General features: G+C 45.2%; 18 protein-coding genes. 7 read left to right on the top strand and 11 right to left on the bottom strand.

The window, feature by feature from the left end:
* The first annotated feature begins 10 nt into the window (after positions 1 to 10).
* Entirely contained in the window at positions 11 to 1,294 is a 1,284-nt protein-coding gene (locus F7C14_RS05390) for a CoA transferase (RefSeq protein ID WP_290900633.1), read from the top strand.
* Between the two features lie 2 nt (positions 1,295 to 1,296).
* Here the strand turns inward: F7C14_RS05390 and F7C14_RS05385 are convergent, their stop codons facing one another.
* Positions 1,297 to 1,815 (bottom strand): winged helix-turn-helix transcriptional regulator, encoded by a 519-nt coding sequence (locus tag F7C14_RS05385; protein WP_290900631.1) that lies wholly within the window; start codon positions 1,813 to 1,815, stop codon positions 1,297 to 1,299.
* A 95-nt stretch (positions 1,816 to 1,910) separates the two neighbouring features.
* On the opposite strand from F7C14_RS05385, the gene F7C14_RS05380 reads away from it, so the two are divergent.
* Both F7C14_RS05380 and F7C14_RS05375 read left to right on the top strand, forming a co-directional pair.
* Entirely contained in the window at positions 1,911 to 4,334 is a 2,424-nt protein-coding gene (locus tag F7C14_RS05380; protein ID WP_290900628.1) for a heavy metal translocating P-type ATPase, read from the top strand.
* 85 nt (positions 4,335 to 4,419) lie between these two features.
* Positions 4,420 to 4,851, top strand: coding sequence for a hypothetical protein (locus F7C14_RS05375; protein WP_290900626.1), 432 nt, complete (start codon positions 4,420 to 4,422; stop codon positions 4,849 to 4,851).
* Here the strand turns inward: F7C14_RS05375 and pyk are convergent.
* Complete coding sequence (gene pyk / locus F7C14_RS05370) at positions 4,848 to 6,230, bottom strand: pyruvate kinase (protein WP_290900623.1); 1,383 nt, start codon at positions 6,228 to 6,230, stop codon at positions 4,848 to 4,850. The two genes, F7C14_RS05375 and pyk, sit on opposite strands and share 4 nt — an antisense overlap.
* Positions 6,231 to 6,317: 87 nt before the next feature.
* On the opposite strand from pyk, the gene mer reads away from it, so the two are divergent.
* On the top strand, positions 6,318 to 7,316 hold the full coding sequence (mer, locus tag F7C14_RS05365) for a 5,10-methylenetetrahydromethanopterin reductase (RefSeq protein WP_290900620.1): 999 nt from the start codon (positions 6,318 to 6,320) through the stop codon (positions 7,314 to 7,316).
* Between the two features lie 4 nt (positions 7,317 to 7,320).
* Here mer and F7C14_RS05360 read toward each other — a convergent pair whose 3' ends face one another.
* Together F7C14_RS05360 and F7C14_RS05355 are read right to left on the bottom strand one after the other, a co-directional pair.
* Positions 7,321 to 7,656 carry a nucleotidyltransferase domain-containing protein gene (locus F7C14_RS05360; RefSeq protein ID WP_290900617.1) on the bottom strand — a complete coding sequence of 112 codons (336 nt, stop codon included), beginning with the start codon at positions 7,654 to 7,656 and terminating at the stop codon, positions 7,321 to 7,323.
* Entirely contained in the window at positions 7,635 to 8,024 is a 390-nt protein-coding gene (locus F7C14_RS05355; protein ID WP_290900615.1) for a HEPN domain-containing protein, read from the bottom strand. Before F7C14_RS05355 ends, F7C14_RS05360 begins: the two co-directional genes overlap by 22 nt.
* Positions 8,025 to 8,095: 71 nt before the next feature.
* Between F7C14_RS05355 and F7C14_RS05350 the strand changes: the two genes are divergently transcribed.
* The 3 genes from F7C14_RS05350 to F7C14_RS05340 are packed head-to-tail and all read left to right on the top strand — an operon-like array spanning position 8,096 to position 9,572.
* Positions 8,096 to 8,740, top strand: a complete 645-nt coding sequence (locus F7C14_RS05350; RefSeq protein ID WP_290900612.1) for an AzlC family ABC transporter permease — start codon at positions 8,096 to 8,098, stop codon at positions 8,738 to 8,740.
* Complete coding sequence (locus F7C14_RS05345; protein WP_290900609.1) at positions 8,728 to 9,006, top strand: AzlD domain-containing protein; 279 nt, start codon at positions 8,728 to 8,730, stop codon at positions 9,004 to 9,006. Before F7C14_RS05350 ends, F7C14_RS05345 begins: the two co-directional genes overlap by 13 nt.
* Positions 9,007 to 9,020: 14 nt before the next feature.
* The gene (locus F7C14_RS05340) at positions 9,021 to 9,572 is read left to right on the top strand and encodes a hypothetical protein (RefSeq protein WP_290900607.1); all 552 of its coding nucleotides are present in this window, start codon (positions 9,021 to 9,023) and stop codon (positions 9,570 to 9,572) included.
* On the opposite strand, the gene thrC is transcribed toward F7C14_RS05340, so the two are convergent.
* The 7 genes from thrC to cdhA all read right to left on the bottom strand — a co-directional run.
* Entirely contained in the window at positions 9,553 to 10,719 is a 1,167-nt protein-coding gene (gene thrC / locus F7C14_RS05335) for a threonine synthase (protein WP_290900605.1), read from the bottom strand. The genes F7C14_RS05340 and thrC overlap by 20 nt on opposite strands.
* A gap of 23 nt (positions 10,720 to 10,742) precedes the next feature.
* Positions 10,743 to 12,158: an acetyl-CoA decarbonylase/synthase complex subunit gamma gene (gene acsC / locus F7C14_RS05330; protein WP_290900603.1), complete on the bottom strand. Its 1,416-nt coding sequence runs from the start codon at positions 12,156 to 12,158 to the stop codon at positions 10,743 to 10,745.
* Between the two features lie 3 nt (positions 12,159 to 12,161).
* The gene (cdhD, locus tag F7C14_RS05325) at positions 12,162 to 13,529 is read right to left on the bottom strand and encodes a CO dehydrogenase/acetyl-CoA synthase subunit delta (protein ID WP_290900601.1); all 1,368 of its coding nucleotides are present in this window, start codon (positions 13,527 to 13,529) and stop codon (positions 12,162 to 12,164) included.
* Between the two features lie 6 nt (positions 13,530 to 13,535).
* Entirely contained in the window at positions 13,536 to 14,309 is a 774-nt protein-coding gene (locus F7C14_RS05320; RefSeq protein ID WP_290900598.1) for an AAA family ATPase, read from the bottom strand.
* Positions 14,310 to 14,402: 93 nt separating this feature from the next.
* Positions 14,403 to 15,989, bottom strand: a complete 1,587-nt coding sequence (gene cdhC, locus F7C14_RS05315; protein ID WP_290900596.1) for a CO dehydrogenase/CO-methylating acetyl-CoA synthase complex subunit beta — start codon at positions 15,987 to 15,989, stop codon at positions 14,403 to 14,405.
* 10 nt (positions 15,990 to 15,999) lie between these two features.
* Complete coding sequence (cdhB, locus tag F7C14_RS05310) at positions 16,000 to 16,545, bottom strand: CO dehydrogenase/acetyl-CoA synthase complex subunit epsilon (protein WP_290900594.1); 546 nt, start codon at positions 16,543 to 16,545, stop codon at positions 16,000 to 16,002.
* Between the two features lie 19 nt (positions 16,546 to 16,564).
* Positions 16,565 to 18,078: CO dehydrogenase/acetyl-CoA synthase complex subunit alpha (gene cdhA / locus F7C14_RS05305; protein ID WP_290900592.1), on the bottom strand; the 1,514-nt coding region annotated here is incomplete at its 5' end.

Here is an 18,078-nt window from a genome sequence, read left to right as displayed (position 1 = left end):
GGTGGTGGAGATGGAGTGGAACGAAATAGCCAAAAGAATAACTGATCCTAAAGATTCTCCTCAAAAACCCGAAGTCCTTGAGGGTGTTAGAGTAATAGACATCAGCTACGGAAGCTTCGCAGGATTGTTTGCTTCTTCGCTATTAGCCGAGATGGGGGCGGAGGTTATAAGGATAGAGCCGCCGGAAGGAGATATAGCGAGGAAGTACTCTCCCGAAAATCTGAAGGTTTTCGACCAAGGTTTAGCTTACTTTGTAGAAAGCAGGAACAAGTACCATATCACTCTGAATCTGGAAAAAGAGAAGGGTGTTGAAATCTTCGAAAAGATTGTTGAAAAGAGCGATGTTCTTATCCACACATTTCCAAGGGACTATGCGGAAAGAATAGGAATAGATTACGAGAGCTTGAAGAAAATCAATCCCATGCTGATCTACTGCTCCATACACACCCACGGTTACGAAAAAGGGTTTAGCTTCGGAGATTACGATGTTATAGCCCAGGCTATGAGTGGATTTGCCTACACAACTGGAATTCCAGAGGATTACGAAGAGTTTCCGGAGCACACGAGAGTGCCAACCAAGATGGGTAACTGGATGGGTTGGTATGCGGGGGGAGCTTTTGCAGCACTCTCGATACTTGCAGCGTTAATTTCGAGAGATAGGAATGGAGAAGGGTGCATGATTGACTTAAGTCCGGCTGAAGCTTTAATGTGTTTGAACAACTACGCCCTCCACTTCTACCACCTAACGGGGAAGGTCATAGAGAGGAGCGGAAATTTTGAACCAGCAGCCTACGCCTACAACTACTTCAGAGCAAAAGACGGAATGGTATTCATAGCCGGCTACACAGACCCGAACTGGAAAGCCCTTTGCACAATAATCGGAAGAGAAGATCTCGTGGAGAAGTATCCGACGATAAAGGATAGAACGAATCCTAAAAACTGGATTCCGATGACGAGGGAGATAGAGAAGTTCACCATGCAGCACACAAGAAAAGAGCTCCTTGAGATCTGGCTATCTTACAAAGGAGAAGGTGTAACCGTTGCTGGAGAGGTTTTAAAACCGATAGAGACCGTCGAATTCGAACACTGGTACGAGAGGGGAGCTTTGATTAAAATTAGAGGTGACGGGAAAGAGATGATCGTTCAAGGGGTATGTCAAAAAATGAGCGAAACGCCGCCGAGGGTTAAATGGTTGGGAAGGAAAGTCGGAGAAGACAACTCCTTAATTTACAGGAAGCTGCTTGGCTTGGATGATAAAGAGATGGAGAGACTGAAAAAAGAGGGCGTGATCTAATTTTACACCAATTTTTTGAATTCCTCCAAACACGTTTTGCAGCAGAGGAAATAAACTCTGTTGTGGTATTTGTACACGATAGGTTTATCCACAAGCTTCTTCCCGCAGTAATCGCACCTAAAGCTTACGACGGATATCACATCTTCATCCTTCTTCCACTTTTCAAAAACTATGTAAGAATCGAGTATCTTCCAGTTTTTAACGAATTCCTTGACCTCTTCGAGATTTTCGGCTTTCAACCTCACCAAAAACTTGTTGCTCGCCACTCTGAGAACTTCCGCTACCCTTTCGACTTCAAGAATCCTTCTAACGTCATCCTCCTCCACAAGAAGAACTACCTCGTTTTCAAAATCCCTTGCGACTTCAATTGTGTATTTCCTTATCACCCCTTCCTTTTCGAGCTTTTCTATTCTGCTCTTCACAGTCTGCCTGCTCAAACCTACCATTTTAGCTATTTCCGATAGAGGAGTTCTCGCATTCTCCCTTAGAATGTTCAGGATTTTCAAATCGTACTCGTCCACGGTTTCACAACTCTAAAATAGTTAAAAATTTTTTCGCGCAACTTAACAATTCGTTAAAGGAGAGGTATATCTAAGCTTTTAACGTAGACTGTATGATGAGTGGTAAAGTTAAGAAGGTTAAGATTACAGGAATGAGTTGTGCGAGCTGCGCAAGAGTTGTTGAGTCGGTTTTGAAGGAAGTGGAAGGAGTAAAGGAAGTAAAAGTCAATTTAGCAGACGAAAGTGCTGTTATAGAGTTGGAAAAAGATGTTAGTATCAAAGAAATCGCAGAAAAAGTTGAAAAGGCTGGATACGGGGTCGAATTACCTGAAAAAGTCGTTAACGTTAAAATCGGTGGGATGACTTGTTCAGCTTGTGCAAAAACAATCGAAAGTGCTTTATCAAACCTTCCCGGAGTGAAAAGCGCATCGGTTAACTTAGCTACCGAAACGGCTAAGGTTGTTTTTGTCCCCGAAGAAACAAGTTTAGAAGAGATAAGGAAAGCTATAGAGGAGGTCGGTTACAGATTTCTTGGGGTTAGCGAAGAGGAAAAAGTCGAAAGAGAAGATCATGTTAGGGTTTTAAAGAAGAAGTTGGCTTTTGCAGCCGTAATTGGTTCGATCCTACTCGTTATCCAATACGGAAAATTCGTTGGCTTCAACGTTCCCCTTGAAAAAGATTTAATCGGCGTGGTGCAATTCCTACTCGCAGCTCCGGTGATGGTTTATTCTGGCAAGGACATGTTTCTCTCGGCAATCAGATCACTCAGGCACAAAAACCTTAACATGGACGTAATGTACTCCCTTGGTGTCGGTTCAGCATTTACGGCAAGCGTATTCACGACCCTCGGCTTTCTTCCGGAAGATTACCTATTTTACGAAACCGCAGTTTTACTTTTAGCATTCTTACTCCTTGGCAGAACCCTCGAAGCCATAGCCAAGGGAAAGACGAGCGAAGCTATAAAGAAGCTTATAGGCTTGCAAGCTAAAACAGCCACGGTCGTTAGGGATGGAAGAGAAATAAAAGTGGATGTCGGAGAGGTAAAAGTCGGCGATGTAGTAATAGTAAAGCCCGGAGAAAAGATTCCGGTTGATGGAATAGTGATGGAGGGAGAAAGCTACGTTGACGAATCGATGATCACCGGCGAACCTATTCCGAACTTGAAAAAAGCTGGAGATGAGGTTATAGGAGGGACTATAAACAAGAACAGCGTCTTGAAGATAAAAGCAACGAGAGTCGGTAGCGAAACTCTCCTCGCTCAAATAATAAAGCTCGTCGAAGAGGCTTTGGGGAGCAAACCTCCGATACAAAGACTGGCTGACAAAATCGTCGCCTACTTCATTCCAGTAGTTTTAAGCATAGCGATAGGCTCATTCATTTACTGGTACTTTATAGCTAAAGCTCCAGCGCTCTTCGCATTCACGACACTCGTAGCTGTTTTAGTTATAGCCTGCCCCTGCGCCTTTGGATTAGCCACTCCAACAGCATTAACGGTGGGAATGGGAAAGGGAGCTGAGCTCGGTATATTGATAAAGAACGGAGAAGCTTTGGAGATAGCAAGAAAAGTTAGCGTTGTTGTATTCGACAAAACGGGAACGTTAACCAAAGGAAAACCGGAAGTAACGGACATCATAGCTTTTTCCGACGGAGGAGAAAGAGAGGTTCTGAAAATTGCGGCAAGCGCAGAAAAAAGAAGCGAACACCCCCTTGCTGAAGCGATAGTGAAGAAAGCGGAAAGCGAAGGGGTTGAGATCGAAGAACCAGAGAAGTTCGAAGTTTTAGTAGGTAAAGGTGTAGAGGCTTCTCTGAACGGAGATAGGATTTTAGTTGGCAGTAGACAGCTGATGATCGAAAAAGGCTTGAGTTTCGATGGAAAAGTGGAAGAAGTTCTGAGGAAGTTGGAGGAAGATGCAAAGACAGCGATTCTCGTGGCATCCAACGGCAGAATAGTGGGAGTTATCGGAATAGCAGACACCATTAAAGAGTCCGCAAGGGAGGCTATCGAAGAACTCCACAAAATGGGTAAAAAAGTGGCTATGATGACGGGAGATAATAGAAGGACAGCTGAAGCGATTGCAAGAAAACTCGGAATTGATGAAGTTCTTGCCGAAGTTCTTCCCCATCAAAAGGCTGAAGAAGTGAAGAAACTGCAGGAGAAGGGAGAAATCGTAGCTTTTGTCGGAGACGGAATTAACGACGCTCCAGCCTTAGCTCAGGCGGATTTAGGAATAGCGATGGGAAGCGGAACCGATATAGCTTTGGAAAGCGGAGATATAGTTCTAATGCGAGACGATTTGAAGGATGTGGTTGCAGCTATACAGCTCAGCGAGAAAACTTTGAGCAAAATAAAGCAAAACCTCTTCTGGGCGATGATCTACAACACATCCCTGATTCCGATAGCAGCAGGTGTTCTCTACCCGATCTTCGGCATAGTTTTCAAACCCGAATTTGCTGGATTGGCTATGGCGATGAGCAGCGTTAGTGTCGTGACGAATTCGCTGCTGATGAAGAACTACATTCCTCCAATAAAGAAAAAATAAGGTGACAGAGCAAAGTTCTGGTAGCGTGAAAATCGAGAGTTGAAGAACTTCCAGACAGGATCTTGAGGACGGAGGTTAATGGGAGATGAGCGAAAGGATAATCGAAAGAAGGAAAGTAAAGTCATGGCACGGACTTGAGTTCGAAATAACAGTTTGGGACAACTGGCAAGCAAAAATTGGTTTTTTCAAACATCCCCAGATTGCAAATTTTTTTCTTAGACGGAGTCTATCCAAAAAGAATAGAGGCGAACTCGAAGTTCTTCACGAATTCGGTCACGTACAGACGTTTCCGTTAATTTTGATTTACTACTTACCCTTTCTAAATCTACCAAGCTTTAAAGAGGTTCTAATCGTTACGGTTGGCATGCTCTTCTTCTGGGAAATTCTCGCCGAGATTTACGTTGTTCTAAAACACCCCTCTTACTTTAGCGTTTACAAACGAGCAAACGTCTCCTATTTCTTGTTCTGGATGGTAACGATAACTGGAGCTATTTTTCCTTTCATCCATCTACATTAAACCACATCATCAACTCTGAGAACCTTTATCGTATTCGTAGTTCCCGGCTCACCGAAAGGCATTCCGGAAGTTATCACCACGATACTCTCTTTCTTAATCAATCTCCTCTCGACGGCGACACTTATCACCTCAGAGATTAGCTCGTCAACGTTACTGCTTGGAGGGATTGAAGAAAGAGGATAGCAACCCCAAACGATAGAAAGTTTTCTGAGCGTTCTACTATCGTGAGCGACGACCAAAATTTTCGATCTCGGTCTAAACCTCGAAATCTGAACGGCTGAAGATCCCGTTCTTGTGAAGACTATTACAGCCTCAGCCTTCAACTCTTCCGATATTCTGGCTGCCGAGTTCGCTATTGCTTCCGATACACTCCTCACACTTCTTTCCCGCAGATAAGGGTAGATTGATTCAGCCCTTCTGATTATCCTGTCCATGACTTTCACAGCCTCCACCGGGTATTTCCCAGCTGCTGTTTCCTCCGAAAGCATTAAAGCGTCGCTTCCGTCAAGAACCGCATTAGCCACATCAGTTGCCTCAGCTCTTGTCGGCTCCCTCTGAACGACCATCGACTTGAGCATCTGCGTAGCAGTTACGGCAATTTTTCCCTCCTCGTTAGCGAGCTTAATCGCCCTCTTCTGAATCACCGGCACTTCCTCTATGGACAGCTCAACCCCCAAATCTCCTCTGGCGATCATTATTCCGTCCGACGCTTTCACGATCTCTTCAAGATTTTTCACAGCTTCTCTTCTTTCAATCTTCGCTATTATCGTCGAGTCTTCAGCGTATTCTCTCAGCCTGAAGACATCCTCCTTAGAGGAGACAAAAGAGAGAGCTATTAACTCAACCTCCTTTTCAAGCAGAAATTCAAGATCTCTGATGTCTTTTTCGGTCAAACCGAACTTCTGCATTCCGGAAAAGTTAATTCCCTTGTAGGACGTTAAAACTCCTCCCTCCAAAACCTCAGCTATAACCTCATTTCTTTTTACTTCGACGACTTTAAGCTTTACGGAACCGTCCGCCAGATAAATAACTTCTCCCGGTTTTACATTTTCAAAGAACTCCTTGTGAGGAACGGGAATCTTGCTTTCTTCACTTTCACTTTTCACGAGCGAAACTTTATCTCCCCTGTGAAGAGTCAACGGCTGCTTTAATTCGCCTATCCTCATCTTCGCCCCAGACAAATCGCCAAGAATTGCCACGTTCCTCCCCACTTCTTCAGACGCTTCCCTTACTGCTTCGATAAGCTTGGAATGGTATCTTTTACTTCCAAAAGCCATGTTAATCCTTGCAACATCCATTCCAGCTTGAACGAGCTTCTCAATCACTTCATAACTTTCGCTTGATGGGCCGAGCGTTGCGACGATCTTCGTTTTCCTCATCTCAAATATCAGTTTTCAACAAAGTAAATTGAAGTTTCGATTGAATAAAATCGAAAAAATTTTCTTATTGAACTCAGAGAGAGTAACATGAAGTTCGGAATCGAATTTGTGCCGAACATGAAGTACTACGAGCTCGAATACTACGTGAAACTCGCTGAGGACAGCGGTTTTGAGTACACGTGGATAACCGACCACTACAACAACAGAAACGTCTACGCGATGCTGGCTGTTCTTGCTCTGAAAACGAACAAAATAAAGCTCGGTCCGGGAGTTACGAACCCCTACCACATCTCACCAGCTTTAACAGCTTCAGCGATAGCAACGATAAATGAGCTGAGCGGTGGAAGAGCAGTCCTCGGAATTGGTGCCGGAGACAAAGTAACCTTCGAGAGAATTGGTATAAGCTGGGAGAAGCCGCTAAAAAGAATGAGGGAAGCTGTCGAAATTATAAGAGCTCTTCATGCAGGAAAACCAGTTAAATACGAAGGAGAAATCTTCAAAATGAACGGGGCTAAGCTCGATTTCAAAGCCGGAAGCATCCCGATATACATCGGAGCGCAGGGTCCGAAAATGCTGCAACTCGCAGCTGAGCTTGGTGATGGTGTTTTGATAAACGCCTCCCACCCAAGAGACTTTGAAGCTGCCAAAGAAAACATCGAAGCTGGATTGAGCAAAGCCGGAAAGAGCAAGGAAGAATTTGACGTCGTTGCTTACGCTTCGATGAGCGTTGACAAGGATAGGGACAAGGCGAGAAACGCTGCAAGAATCGTTGTTGCTTTCATAGTAGCCGGATCACCGGAAGTAATCTTCGAGAGGCACGGAATAAGCATGGAGGACGTGAACAAGGTTAGAGAGGCTTTGAACAACGCCTTCACGAAGGGGGACTGGGCTGGAGTCGGAAAAGCTGTAACGGATGAGATGATCGACTGCTTTTCAATAAGCGGAACTCCGGAAGATGTGATCGAAAGAATAAAAGAGCTGTCCAAAGCGGGAGTCACTCAGGTTGTTGCTGGCTCTCCGATAGGGCCGGATAAAAAGAAGTCCATACAGCTGATTGGAAAGGAGATTATTCCAGCCTTTTCTTAATTTTTTAAACTTCAACGTACCTTTTAACGAAATTTAAGTAGAACTTCCACTCCCTTTCGCTTAAAACGTGCAGCTGAAAAACATCGCTCAATTTTCTCTCAACTTCAATCTTAAGTTCAAGAGCTTTCCCCTTATCGAAATTAGAAGTCACCACAGCAGCATCTATGTCGGAAAGCATCACGTGGTAACTTCCATTAACAACTGAGCCGAAAACGTAAACTTTAGCATCGCTGAAGTACTTCCTCGCAATCTTCTTTATTTCTTTAGCGTAGTAGGTGTAATTTTCAAAAAACTTCTTTCTCTTCTGTTTTTCTGCAATCAATCTTTTGACGATATCCATTTTCGAAACTCCCCCTTAAATTTTTCCAGTGTGTCAATCATTTTCTTAACCTCATTCTCCGAGTAATCTCTTGGGAGGTATCTGGCAAGAATATACGCATCTTCTATGTCTTTCAGAATTATCTCATTTTTACTGTAAAACTCTTCGAATTTCTTGTCAACATTCGATGCATATTCGAAAAGCTTCTTGAGGTTGTGCGTCTTCGGGAAATAGCCTACATCTTTGGCCAATACGTATTTTAGATACAACTGCAAAGACTGTTCGATGTGGAAAGCAGCAACATCGTACATCTTTTTTTCAAATGCGATTTTCGCAAGTTCCTCAAATTTTTTAGCTCTCTCTAAAAATACGTTCACTTCCTCCTTCACAAAGTAAGAGTATAGGTTGACCAATTAATATTTTTCCAGAGTTTTTTATATCGCTTGCGAACACTCAAGTTATGCGTAGTTTCAAGGATTCTCTACCGATAGTTGTAAGCTACTTCTCCATCTCAACAGCCTTCGGGATGATCGCAAAAGACTACTTGGGCTTTCAAGCAATCCTAATGTCCGCTCTCGTTTTTGCTGGAGCAGCTCAATTCATAGCTTTGCAGATGATAGCAAACAAAAACCCTTCAGCTTTAATAGTCCTGACGACCTTTCTCGTCAATTCGAGACATCTGCTAATGAGCAGCTACTTAGCAAGATTTTACAGAGGTATAAGCAGAAAAATAAGAGCAATCGTCTCATTCGGCATAACTGATGAGACGTTTGCCGTAGCATCGAAAAGATTTTTGGAGAACGAAGCAGATTACAAGTACAATCTACAGCTAAACTTCTTCAGCTACTTGGCATGGGTTTCTGGGACGGCGTTGGGTATTTTCTTCGGAACGATTTTGCCAGAGGACGTTAGCAGAGTTTTGCCCTTCGGTTTAACAGCCCTCTTCATATCAATTCTCGTTTCGAGCGTAAGGCAGAAAAGTGATCTAATCGCAGCTTTAACAGCCGGAGTTTTTGCAGTTTTTCTTCCGAGTGGATGGAACATTGTCGTCGCTTCACTTATAGGCTGTTTCGCCGGAGGTGTCGCGGAAAGATGGATGCGCTAATCGTAATTCTTGGGATGTTTGCCGTGACGTACTTCTCAAGGGCTTTGCCGATGCTCAAGGATTTTAAACTCGAAAACAGATACATCAAGTACATCCCTCCGTCGATATTCGCAGCCTTGGTTTTCCCCGATGTGATGAGGTTCGACGAAAAAACCATAGCTGCTCTGATAGTTTTGCTGATCTCCATAAAAAACAGGAATCTCCTTTTAGCGATGTTGGTCGGAGTAATTTCACTCTACCTTCTCCAAAAAGCTGAAATTTTCTAACCTTCTACTTCTCCATGTGGGAGAAGTTCAGAGAAGAAAAGCTTTCCGAGTTCAAAAGAGCTGAAGTGGACGAAGAAATTAGGGACTTGCTGGAATTGATAAACTCCGTTGAGGTTTTCGTCACTCTCTCAAGCTGCGCTGGGAGAATAGCTGTGATGGATATGCCAAGCTTTGGAGAGAAGCTGGAAAGCGTTTTCCTCGGAAAATGGCACTCCCCTCCAGATTTTGACGAGGTGTTAAAAGCGGTAAAGAGAGGGAGAAAAACAACATGGCTGATGATGCATCCACCGATAGTTCACGTAGCTTGTAGGGATTTGGAATCTGCAGAAAAAATTTTGAGTGTCGCAAAGAAAGCTGGGTTTAGGAGAAGCGGGTTAATATCCTTCAAAAAGTTGGTCGTCGAGATCGCTTCTCCGGAAAGATTGGAGGTCGTTGTAAGTGAGAACGGCAAGATGGCTGATGAGAATTTTTTGAAAATAAATTACGAATATGCCGTCAAAAAACTCCTGAGAAGCCGTGAAAGAATGAAAAAGTTTGAAATGGAGTTCAAAGAAGCTTTTCTATAACGTCAACATTTGCTTCCACTTCAATTGGCTTTCCGCAAACTCTTATAACTTCGTCCGGGTCTTTAAGCAAATTGCCCGTCGCTATGCAGACCGCACTCTCGATTTCTTCTTCAAATTTTAACGCTCCAGCTAAGCTTGCAGCACTTGCCGGCTCTACTCCTATTCCCTCCTTGGCCGCAAGCAGCTTCTGAGCTTCGACAATTTCCTCATCACTAACCTCTATCACCGCTCCACCAGATTCGTATATCGCTCTCAAAGCTTTTTTAGCATTAACCGGAGCGCCAATTCTTATAGCCGTGGCAATCGTTTCAGGATTTTTAACTGGCTCGATTTCCTTGCTTCCCTTAACAAAAGCCCTGTAAACTGGATTGGCTCCCTTAGCCTGTACCCCTATCATCCTCGGCACTTCATCTGTGTAGCCCATCTCCACGAGTTCTTTAAATCCCTTGTAAATCGCAGAGATGTTTCCGGCATTTCCTACCGGAACGAAAATCGCTTCCGGAACGAATCCAAGCTCGTCGTAAATTTCGTAAGCTATGGTTTTCTGACCCTCAAGCCTGAAAGGATTTATGGAGTTCAAAAGGTAAAGAGATTTTCTCATGGCCAAGCTTTTCACGATCTCCAAAGCTTTGTCGAAGTTGTCCTTTATAGCTATAACTTTAGCCCCGTGCATTAAAGCTTGGGCAAGCTTTCCCAAGGCAACTTTTCCAGAAGGAAGTATCACCACTGCTTTCAAACCAGCTTTAGCCGCATACATCGCCATTGAAGCTGATGTGTTGCCAGTAGATGCGCAGATGACAGTTCTCATTTTCAGCTCGATGGCTTTGGTAACTCCCACTGTCATTCCCCGGTCTTTAAAAGACCCAGAAGGGTTCAATCCCTCGTGTTTGACGAAGAGGGTCTTAACACCGCTTTCTATCTTTTCTATTCTGTAAAGAGGTGTTCCCCCTTCTCTCAAGGATACTGGATCCGTTCTAACGGGAAGAGCCTCTTTGTACTTCCAAACGCTCAGATTTTTTCCGTCAAAATTCAGTTTGATTTCCGAATAATCGTAAACAACATCGAGCAATCCGTTGCATTTGCTACACTGATATATAAAATCAGAATCGAATTCGCTCCCACACTCTATGCATCTCAGCAAATACATGAAAGAGAAAAAATGGAAGGGGTTTATTTTTCTTTAGGTGGCCAGTTCTGCTCAAGCCAGCCCTTTATCCTTCCCGAATCCATCGGACCTACTAAAACCTTCCAGCCGGTTTCGTCTTCTATAGCTCCTTGAAGCCTTGCCGCCAATCCGGGAATTATCAGATAGCGATGATTGACTTTTTCTTCGATTTTTGTCTCCTTAATTAGATCCTTAACTTTGGCAGCGGTAAACTGCCCTCCAGCGACGCTGACCTCAACTCCAAGTCCCTCGGTGTCAAGGACGAGCAACCATCCTTTGATGTTTCCACTTGTTAGATCGCTTTCAACAGTATAGTAGGTTAAAGCGAAGTTCGTCGTTATGAATACCGGATCGTCTGGAGAGGGGTTGTTTATCTCCCTCAATCCGGGCTCAACTTGCACCGGCGTTCTCGGATCGGTGTAGATGTTGTATCTGAGCGTTACAATCGGCATTATTGCATAAGGCTCAAGGCAGTGGAGGATCATGACGTCTCCATACTTAACTATAAACAGACTCGCAATCACCGTTTCCCAGTAAGCCTTCGAAACGTCATCAGCCTCCAAAGCCCAAGCGGCTATTGGAGTAACCATTATAGGATAAGCCACATCCTTGTCCTCTCCGAGTATCGCCGTTCTTCTCAACTGAATAACCCTCTCGAAAGTTCCCCTCAACCCTTCGCCAATCGGCTCGGTAACCGGATCAAGAACGATGTCCTCCACTCCAGCCTCTTTGAAAGTAACTGCCAAACTCTTAAGCTTGTTCAGATCCTTGCTTCTGACAACAACCGGAACTTTAAACTCAAGGGCAAGCTCTAAGAATTCTTTCCAGTTATCCTCCGTTGCCGCATAAATTAGCGGTCTTTCCTCAGCCACTTCTTCTAAAGCAGCCCTCATGCATTCCGGATTTAGAGATACGAGAATCATTGGTTTCCCGTAACCGGCAACCCTCTTCACAACTTCCCTAAACCTCTTAGGGTCGTTAGAAGTGCACCTCACAGCTATTCCGTCAAGCGTAAGGAATTCTCCCACGTAGAACTTTCTGTACTCTACAACCTTGCTGCACCTCTCGTCTATCTCCTTATCATCCAACGTATCCCAGACATCGTAGAATAAGGCTGTGGGGTTGAAGAACGTTAACTCGTGTCTGTGGAGAACGTCTTCTCCACCTATTTTTACGGCGTTGTCACCCTTTCCTATGACAACCTCTTTAACTTCGGGAGATGTTATTTCTATTAATTCTTCAAGCTTTTTCTTAACCTTCGGATTCTTTTCGGCTTCCTTAACAAGTGGCGGACAATCGGTCGGTTTCACGGTTCTCTCTATTATCTGGGCTGCGAAGCTCATGCATGTGTCGTAACCACATTCACCACAGTTCGTTTGAGGAAGATAGCGATAAATTTCGAGGGGACTTTTTACCTTCATTCATCATCCCTCCATCGATATCCAAGCGTTTTCATCCGCCTTCTCAGCAATTTTTCCGGCGAGAGTGTTCATTATCTCCTTGAGAACTGCAACAGCTCCCGGATGCATCATCATAAAGATGTCAACTCCAGCTAAGGCGAGAGTTAAACCAGTGACGATTTCCCAGATCGGCCCTCTCAACTCTCTTGGTCCCCATGGCGTATCTTCTTCAATCGGCGAGTCCTTCATCCAAGCCTCTCTCGCTCCCCACGCGTTGGTGGTTCCGCTCGATATCGGGAAGTTCAAGTCTTGATCTCCCCTCAACCCACTAATTCTTATTCTCTCCATGTTGGTGAAAGCGTAATCCAAACCGTATCCGAGGGCTGCGGTTGTCGGGTCCATTATTAGGCTGTCCCTTGGAATTCCCACTCTCTTCAGCAGATACCTGTTCAGAGTCTTCTGGTTGTTTATGTCCATCTGGGTCCAGCTCAACACGACATGCCCGTACTTCTTGGCAGCATTTCCAATCCTCTCCCAGTCCATGTCAAGAGTTGCCGATGCGAGCATTACCCTCTCCCCTTCCGCAACTTCTGCTGCCTTCTCAAGCACTTCCGGATCTTTCTCCTTGTTTCCACTTCCTCCAATTATAAGCGGAACTTTCACAGCCTGCAAAACTTCCTCAACTGTTTTAGCTGCTTCGCTTGCCGGTCTATCTTCTAAAAGTGGATCCGTGCTGATTAGGTGGAGGGTAACTAAATCCGCTCCGAATTCCCTAACAGCTTTCCTCGCCCATTCGGCTGGATCGTCAAGGACATCCTCGTAATGCTCTCTCACAGCTTTAGCAAGCATCGGTCTTCTGTCGAAAACATCTATCGCTATTACCGGCATGTGAGGCATTTCAGCATCGAAGGTGTAAAATGCCAGACTTCTTTCTCCTCCAACCGTGATCGTGATTTCTCTCGTTCCCCCTTCAGATCTCGTAGCTCCAAGAGTAACCTCCTCAATCTTTCCGGGATATTCAACTTTGTAAGGCTCGAATTTCGCCTCTTTCAGCTTTTCTGGAAGCTTTATCTTCGGAACTTCTACTGTGGGCTTTACCTCAGGGACTTGCACCTGCGGGGCTGCTACTGGCAGCTGAATTCCGAAAGCTTGCGAAAGTCTCTGGAGGTAAGTCAAAGCCATGTTCGCATGGTACAAGAAGTTTCCAAACTCCTGAATCAGGTTTACGTACTGAGTTAAAGCTAAAAGCGCATTTATAGTGTTAGGGTCTACAGCAGCTCCGGGCTCTATCTCTATCTCCAGATCCCCCTCAATTCTTACCCCTTCCAGTTCCTCAACGTTATACTTCTTAAGAAGGTTAAAAAATTCCTCAAGAGTGAATTTTTCCGCCATTCGAGTTCACCTCGCCTTTACACTCAACTCGATAAAATGATCGGCAATCTTCTTAACCTTCCTCATGTATTCGGAATCTTCAGGAAGCAATGTAACGGGCAACCCTTTCAAATCGAGTTCAGCAATTTTTTCATCGTACGGCAAAATTTCAAGAAGTTTCAAACCGTTATCTTCCGCGAACTTTCTAATAGTCTCTTCAGCCTCTTTACTTGCAATTCTGTTTCCGACAAGGTAAATCTCTTTGAAGTTCAGTTCGAGCTCTTCGCTGAGTTCTTTAATTCTTTTAGCGGTAGCCAAACCTTTTTTAGACATGTCCGTTACGACGATGATGTAATCTGCTCCTTCTATCGTTTTTCTGCTGAAATGCTCCAATCCAGCTTCGCTGTCGATGATTATGTAATCGTAGTGCCTCATGAGCTTTCTTAGCACTCCTCTGAGTAAGTTGTTAGCAAAGCAATAACAGCCTTCTCCTTCTGGGCGTCCCATCACAAGCAAATCGAAGTTATCGCATTCGCAAATCGCCTCGCTGTAGATCTTTCCTTCAAGCCACTGCTCTTTATTTAAAGTTCCCATATCGTCTCTGCTTTCTTGAAATACTTCTCTGATTTCTCCGAGAGTTTTAGTTACGAGTTCAGATACTCCCAACGCATCGGGAAGATTACTGTCCGGGTCTGCATCTACAGCCAAAACGTTGTTGGTTTTCTTTGAAATAAAATGGGTGAGAAGGGCAGCTAATATCGTCTTCCCGGTTCCACCCTTTCCAGTTACAGCTATTATCATAGCTTTACTCCTCTATAATGACCTCACTGACTTTTATTTCAGCTCCTTTTAAAGTGATTTTAATAAATTTTCTCTCTTCTTTTTTCTCTTCCATCACTTCCCACCTTTCTTCTCTTCCTTACCCCTGATTATCACTTTGTCGATGATGATCTTAGCATCCTTGATTATAAGCTTAATTCCGGGCTGTTGCCCAGCAGCAGGTAGCTGGATCTGCGGCATCTGAATTTGAGGTATAGCCGGCATTTGCACTGGCTGCATTGGCATCATCGGCTGCTGAACTGGTTGAGCTGCAGGCTGAGCTGCTTCAGCTGGAGCTGCTTCTTCAGCCTTCTCCTCCACCACTTCTTCGACTTTCTCCTCTTCCTCCTCCTTCCATCCCTCGGTGATCTTCTTTCCGTCAACCGGTCTAACAACTCCGGTAACAACTGGGTGGTTCACTTTCTTCAGGAACTCCTTGAGCTCCTCTATCGTCTTCGCATCCTCTTCAGTTGCTATCTTGTCCCTCATGTCCTCCGGGATGTACTTCAGCACTCTCTCCTTCAGCTCTTTGGGCATCCAAACTACTCTGTACCAACCACCATCTGCCTGAATGAACTTCTTGCTTCTGAAGTAAGCGATTCCAATTCCGAGAAAACCTACAACTTGCTTTCCTCCTCCAGTTTGTCCAGCCATCGTCGAGAACGTCAAACCGTTAGGAGCTGGATCCGGATAACCTCTGTGCACCCAGCCGATTCCGTCGACTTCCGGCATGTAGAAACCGATAACTTCGAAGCATCCGCAGCTCGTATGTGGATATTCGAAGAAGCTGTGCAGCTTAATTCTGTCGTACTCTCCTCCGCTCTCCTCTTTAGCGAACTCGTTAACTCCAGTGTACTCTCCGCCGATGGGGTCGATACACTCTCCTTTTGGCACAGCCCTGTTCGGCCCTTCCGGATCGACTCTCGCAGCAGCTCTTCCGTCGAACCACGTTATGGCTCCGCAAAGCGACGGTCTGTCCGGGCTGATAACGCAGACGTTCGTCGGAGCGAAGCTCTGGCATAGGGTGCATGAGTAGAACTCTTCCACATCCTCATCGTGGAGCTGTTCAACTCTCGCATCTCTTTCCTCGTAAATCGGCATAGCCATCTCGTTGAGAAGCTTCTCCACCAATTCCTTGTCTGTGATGTATACTGCCTCGATTTTCTCGATAAACGGTAGCTCGTTCTTGAAGAGGAACATCGTAGCAAGAGCTATCTCGGTCAGGCTTTTGAGCCCCTTCTTTATGGCTCCCTTGCTTATTCTGATCCAAATGTCGTACCTCTGGTTTAGGTGCATATATCCTTCAATGTAGTTCTGGAAGTCGTGGTTTCTTCTTTCGATAACCGGCTCAAGGTCGTTGTCAACCTGGTCTCCGGCGACGTAGTATATCATGGCATAAGGATACGCTTTTCCTTCCTCCATCTCATCCAGATCTGGGCCAATTAACGTAACCTTCATGTCCTCCACTTGATCCTTCGGCAAAGCTATGACAAGCTCAAATCCCGGCTGAGAAGGTCCGCCGAGTTCTACGTACATGTCCCCTTTCCTGACTCTCTCTCCTTCAAACATCGGAGAAATCTCGAAGGGGAAAGATTCTGGCACACCTGAAACTTCCTTCTTCTTAACACCTTCCGGAACTTCAACTCTTTTTCTTTCTGCCATTTTCACCACCTCACAGGTTGTTTACAATCTCCTCCAACATGGAATAGTACATATCCTTATTGGCAGTTAAATTCGTGAAGCTAAATTTCGCATGAGGCTGATAAAACTCCTCCAAAGCTACGGTGGTAATCTTCGAGAAGTGCTTCAGGGCTGAAAGCATTCTTGAGAGGTAGTAAGGCAGAAAGCCCATGAAGAGAACTAAGTCGTAGTTTCCTTTTCCGTCGAAGCCTTTCCACTCCTCGTCAAGCAAGAACTGAGTTACTTGGTGAAGTGTGAACACTACCGACTGCGGCTTCACGCCCTTCTCAATGAGTGGCTTACTCGATCCGCCAGTAGCAATTATCGGAATACCCTTCTCGTAGAATTTGACTGCTATTTCCACAAGCTTCTCATCCTTAAGAAGCTGCCCGCCGGTAATTAAAACCGGATGCTTAGCTTTCTTTATCAAATTTACTACAACCTGAGGCTTTACCGCAGTAGCCTCCCTGCTAACTTGAACATCCGCAATCTGATACCTTCTTGCAACCGGAAACTTATCCTCTTTTTTAACAGCCATTTACATCACCTCAAAAAATTTATTGTGGGGGTTTTTCTCCAGCGTATTTTTCATAGACCTCCTCAACTATAGTTGGATTGAATCCAGCGTCGTACTTTCTGATTGGTCCCTCTAAGATCTTCTTCTTGTCCCAGTCTATCTTCCAGCCGTACTCGCTTTCGAGGATGTGGAGTAGCTCATCTTTCATCTTTAACGGCAAGTCTGCTTCACTTCTCACGAACAGGTGCCAGTCGTCGGGGAGCTTTCCAAGATACTTCTGGCTCAGCTCCAAGTAGTGCGTTAGTTTGATCTGCCTTCCCAAGCTCGTGTCGTTCGGTCTTATGCAGAGTCTCGCGAGCTGCACTATAGCTTCCTCCTTGGTTTCAACAGCAACGAGCAAAGCATCCGGAGCCGGCTCTATCGGAACCTTGCTCCTCGTCTTTATGTCGTAGACCCACCACTTTTCTTTCTTGAAGTACTTTCCAAGGTACGCCCTTCTATACTTAGCTCCGTGCGGTCCAACGACTACTGGCACTCCAAGCCTGTTAAAGCCGGTAGCTATGGCGGCAGCTTTGTGACTGTACGGTCCCCAGCTGAATCCAACAGCACCAACTCTGTTTAGAACGTAATCCGCTATTTCAGCGTAGTTTCCTCTTAGCGGTCTCATCGCAAAGATGTTCGCTATCTTTATCGCCGCTCCGGCTATGTGGCTGTTTGCAACGCAGCTACCAACGTTAGCAAGTCCACCAGCGTCGAAATCTCCGGGAGTTTTCTCGTAAAGCGTCTGTCCTTCCTCATCCGTTATCATTCCAAGAGTCATGGCATGACAGCCAGAAGTGACGACGATGTACCTTCTCTTCACGAACTCCTCAAGAATCTCTCTCAAAGACTTTGCTTCGTCTGGATAGTTAACGCAACCGACTGCCGCGATAACTCCGGGAATCTGTCCCATGACGATTGGCTGCCCGACGTTTCTTATTTCTGTGTCCTGTATCGGGCCTCTTCCAACCCTCATCTTGCCCTTCTTGTTGTAGAGTCTGTCGAAATTGCTCGCCATTATCACGTTGATTATCTTTATGTTCTTCGGGCACGCTTGCTCGCATTTGCCGCAAGCGATGCACTGCTCTTCAAGCTTGGCAAGCTTGCTCAGATCCTTAGTCTTTTGGGCGTGAGCCATTCCTTGGTCAATCCTCAGATTGTGCGGGCAAGTAAAAACGCAGCTCATGCACTGCGTACACTTGTTTATCTCATTCCACAACTCCTCGTCATTTGCAAAGAACTTGTACTTCCTGTTCCCTCCGTGCTTCTTGAAGATTGCCTCTGCAACAAGCGGAGCAACCTGTCCAACCTTCTCCGGCACTGGTAAGAAAACACCCGGCAGCTCTCCGCTGACAAGAGCGTTGACGATCTTTTCGACTGGCCAGTCGCTCGCATCTGGCAAACCTCTCGCTGCTGCGTCGCTTGTTGCTATTAACGGAATGCCCATAGCCTTGCAAGCCTGCAGCAAGTCCGCTCTTATGCACTGTTCGTCACTTATCATTACATCAGGAATTC

This window comes from Ferroglobus sp. (assembly GCF_015521575.1).
Lineage (GTDB): Archaea > Halobacteriota > Archaeoglobi > Archaeoglobales > Archaeoglobaceae > Ferroglobus.
Note: the sequence above shows the minus strand (reverse complement) of the source record. Positions and strands in the feature narration are given on the sequence as shown.

Bases quoted from the DNA above. Each gene is read 5' to 3' on its own strand.
- F7C14_RS05350 (WP_290900612.1), top strand. From the start codon at position 8,096: ATGCGTAGTTTCAAGGATTCTCTACCGATAGTTGTAAGCTACTTCTCC.
- F7C14_RS05345 (WP_290900609.1), top strand. From the start codon at position 8,728: ATGGATGCGCTAATCGTAATTCTTGGGATGTTTGCCGTGACGTACTTC.
- F7C14_RS05390 (WP_290900633.1), top strand. From the start codon at position 11: ATGGAGTGGAACGAAATAGCCAAAAGAATAACTGATCCTAAAGATTCT.
- F7C14_RS05320 (WP_290900598.1), bottom strand. From the start codon at position 14,309: ATGATAATAGCTGTAACTGGAAAGGGTGGAACCGGGAAGACGATATTA.
- F7C14_RS05360 (WP_290900617.1), bottom strand. From the start codon at position 7,656: ATGGATATCGTCAAAAGATTGATTGCAGAAAAACAGAAGAGAAAGAAG.
- F7C14_RS05380 (WP_290900628.1), top strand. From the start codon at position 1,911: ATGAGTGGTAAAGTTAAGAAGGTTAAGATTACAGGAATGAGTTGTGCG.
- mer (WP_290900620.1), top strand. From the start codon at position 6,318: ATGAAGTTCGGAATCGAATTTGTGCCGAACATGAAGTACTACGAGCTC.
- cdhB (WP_290900594.1), bottom strand. From the start codon at position 16,545: ATGGCTGTTAAAAAAGAGGATAAGTTTCCGGTTGCAAGAAGGTATCAG.
- F7C14_RS05340 (WP_290900607.1), top strand. From the start codon at position 9,021: ATGTGGGAGAAGTTCAGAGAAGAAAAGCTTTCCGAGTTCAAAAGAGCT.
- pyk (WP_290900623.1), bottom strand. From the start codon at position 6,230: ATGAGGAAAACGAAGATCGTCGCAACGCTCGGCCCATCAAGCGAAAGT.
- cdhD (WP_290900601.1), bottom strand. From the start codon at position 13,529: ATGGCGGAAAAATTCACTCTTGAGGAATTTTTTAACCTTCTTAAGAAG.
- F7C14_RS05375 (WP_290900626.1), top strand. From the start codon at position 4,420: ATGAGCGAAAGGATAATCGAAAGAAGGAAAGTAAAGTCATGGCACGGA.
- cdhC (WP_290900596.1), bottom strand. From the start codon at position 15,989: ATGGCAGAAAGAAAAAGAGTTGAAGTTCCGGAAGGTGTTAAGAAGAAG.
- thrC (WP_290900605.1), bottom strand. From the start codon at position 10,719: ATGTATTTGCTGAGATGCATAGAGTGTGGGAGCGAATTCGATTCTGAT.
- acsC (WP_290900603.1), bottom strand. From the start codon at position 12,158: ATGAAGGTAAAAAGTCCCCTCGAAATTTATCGCTATCTTCCTCAAACG.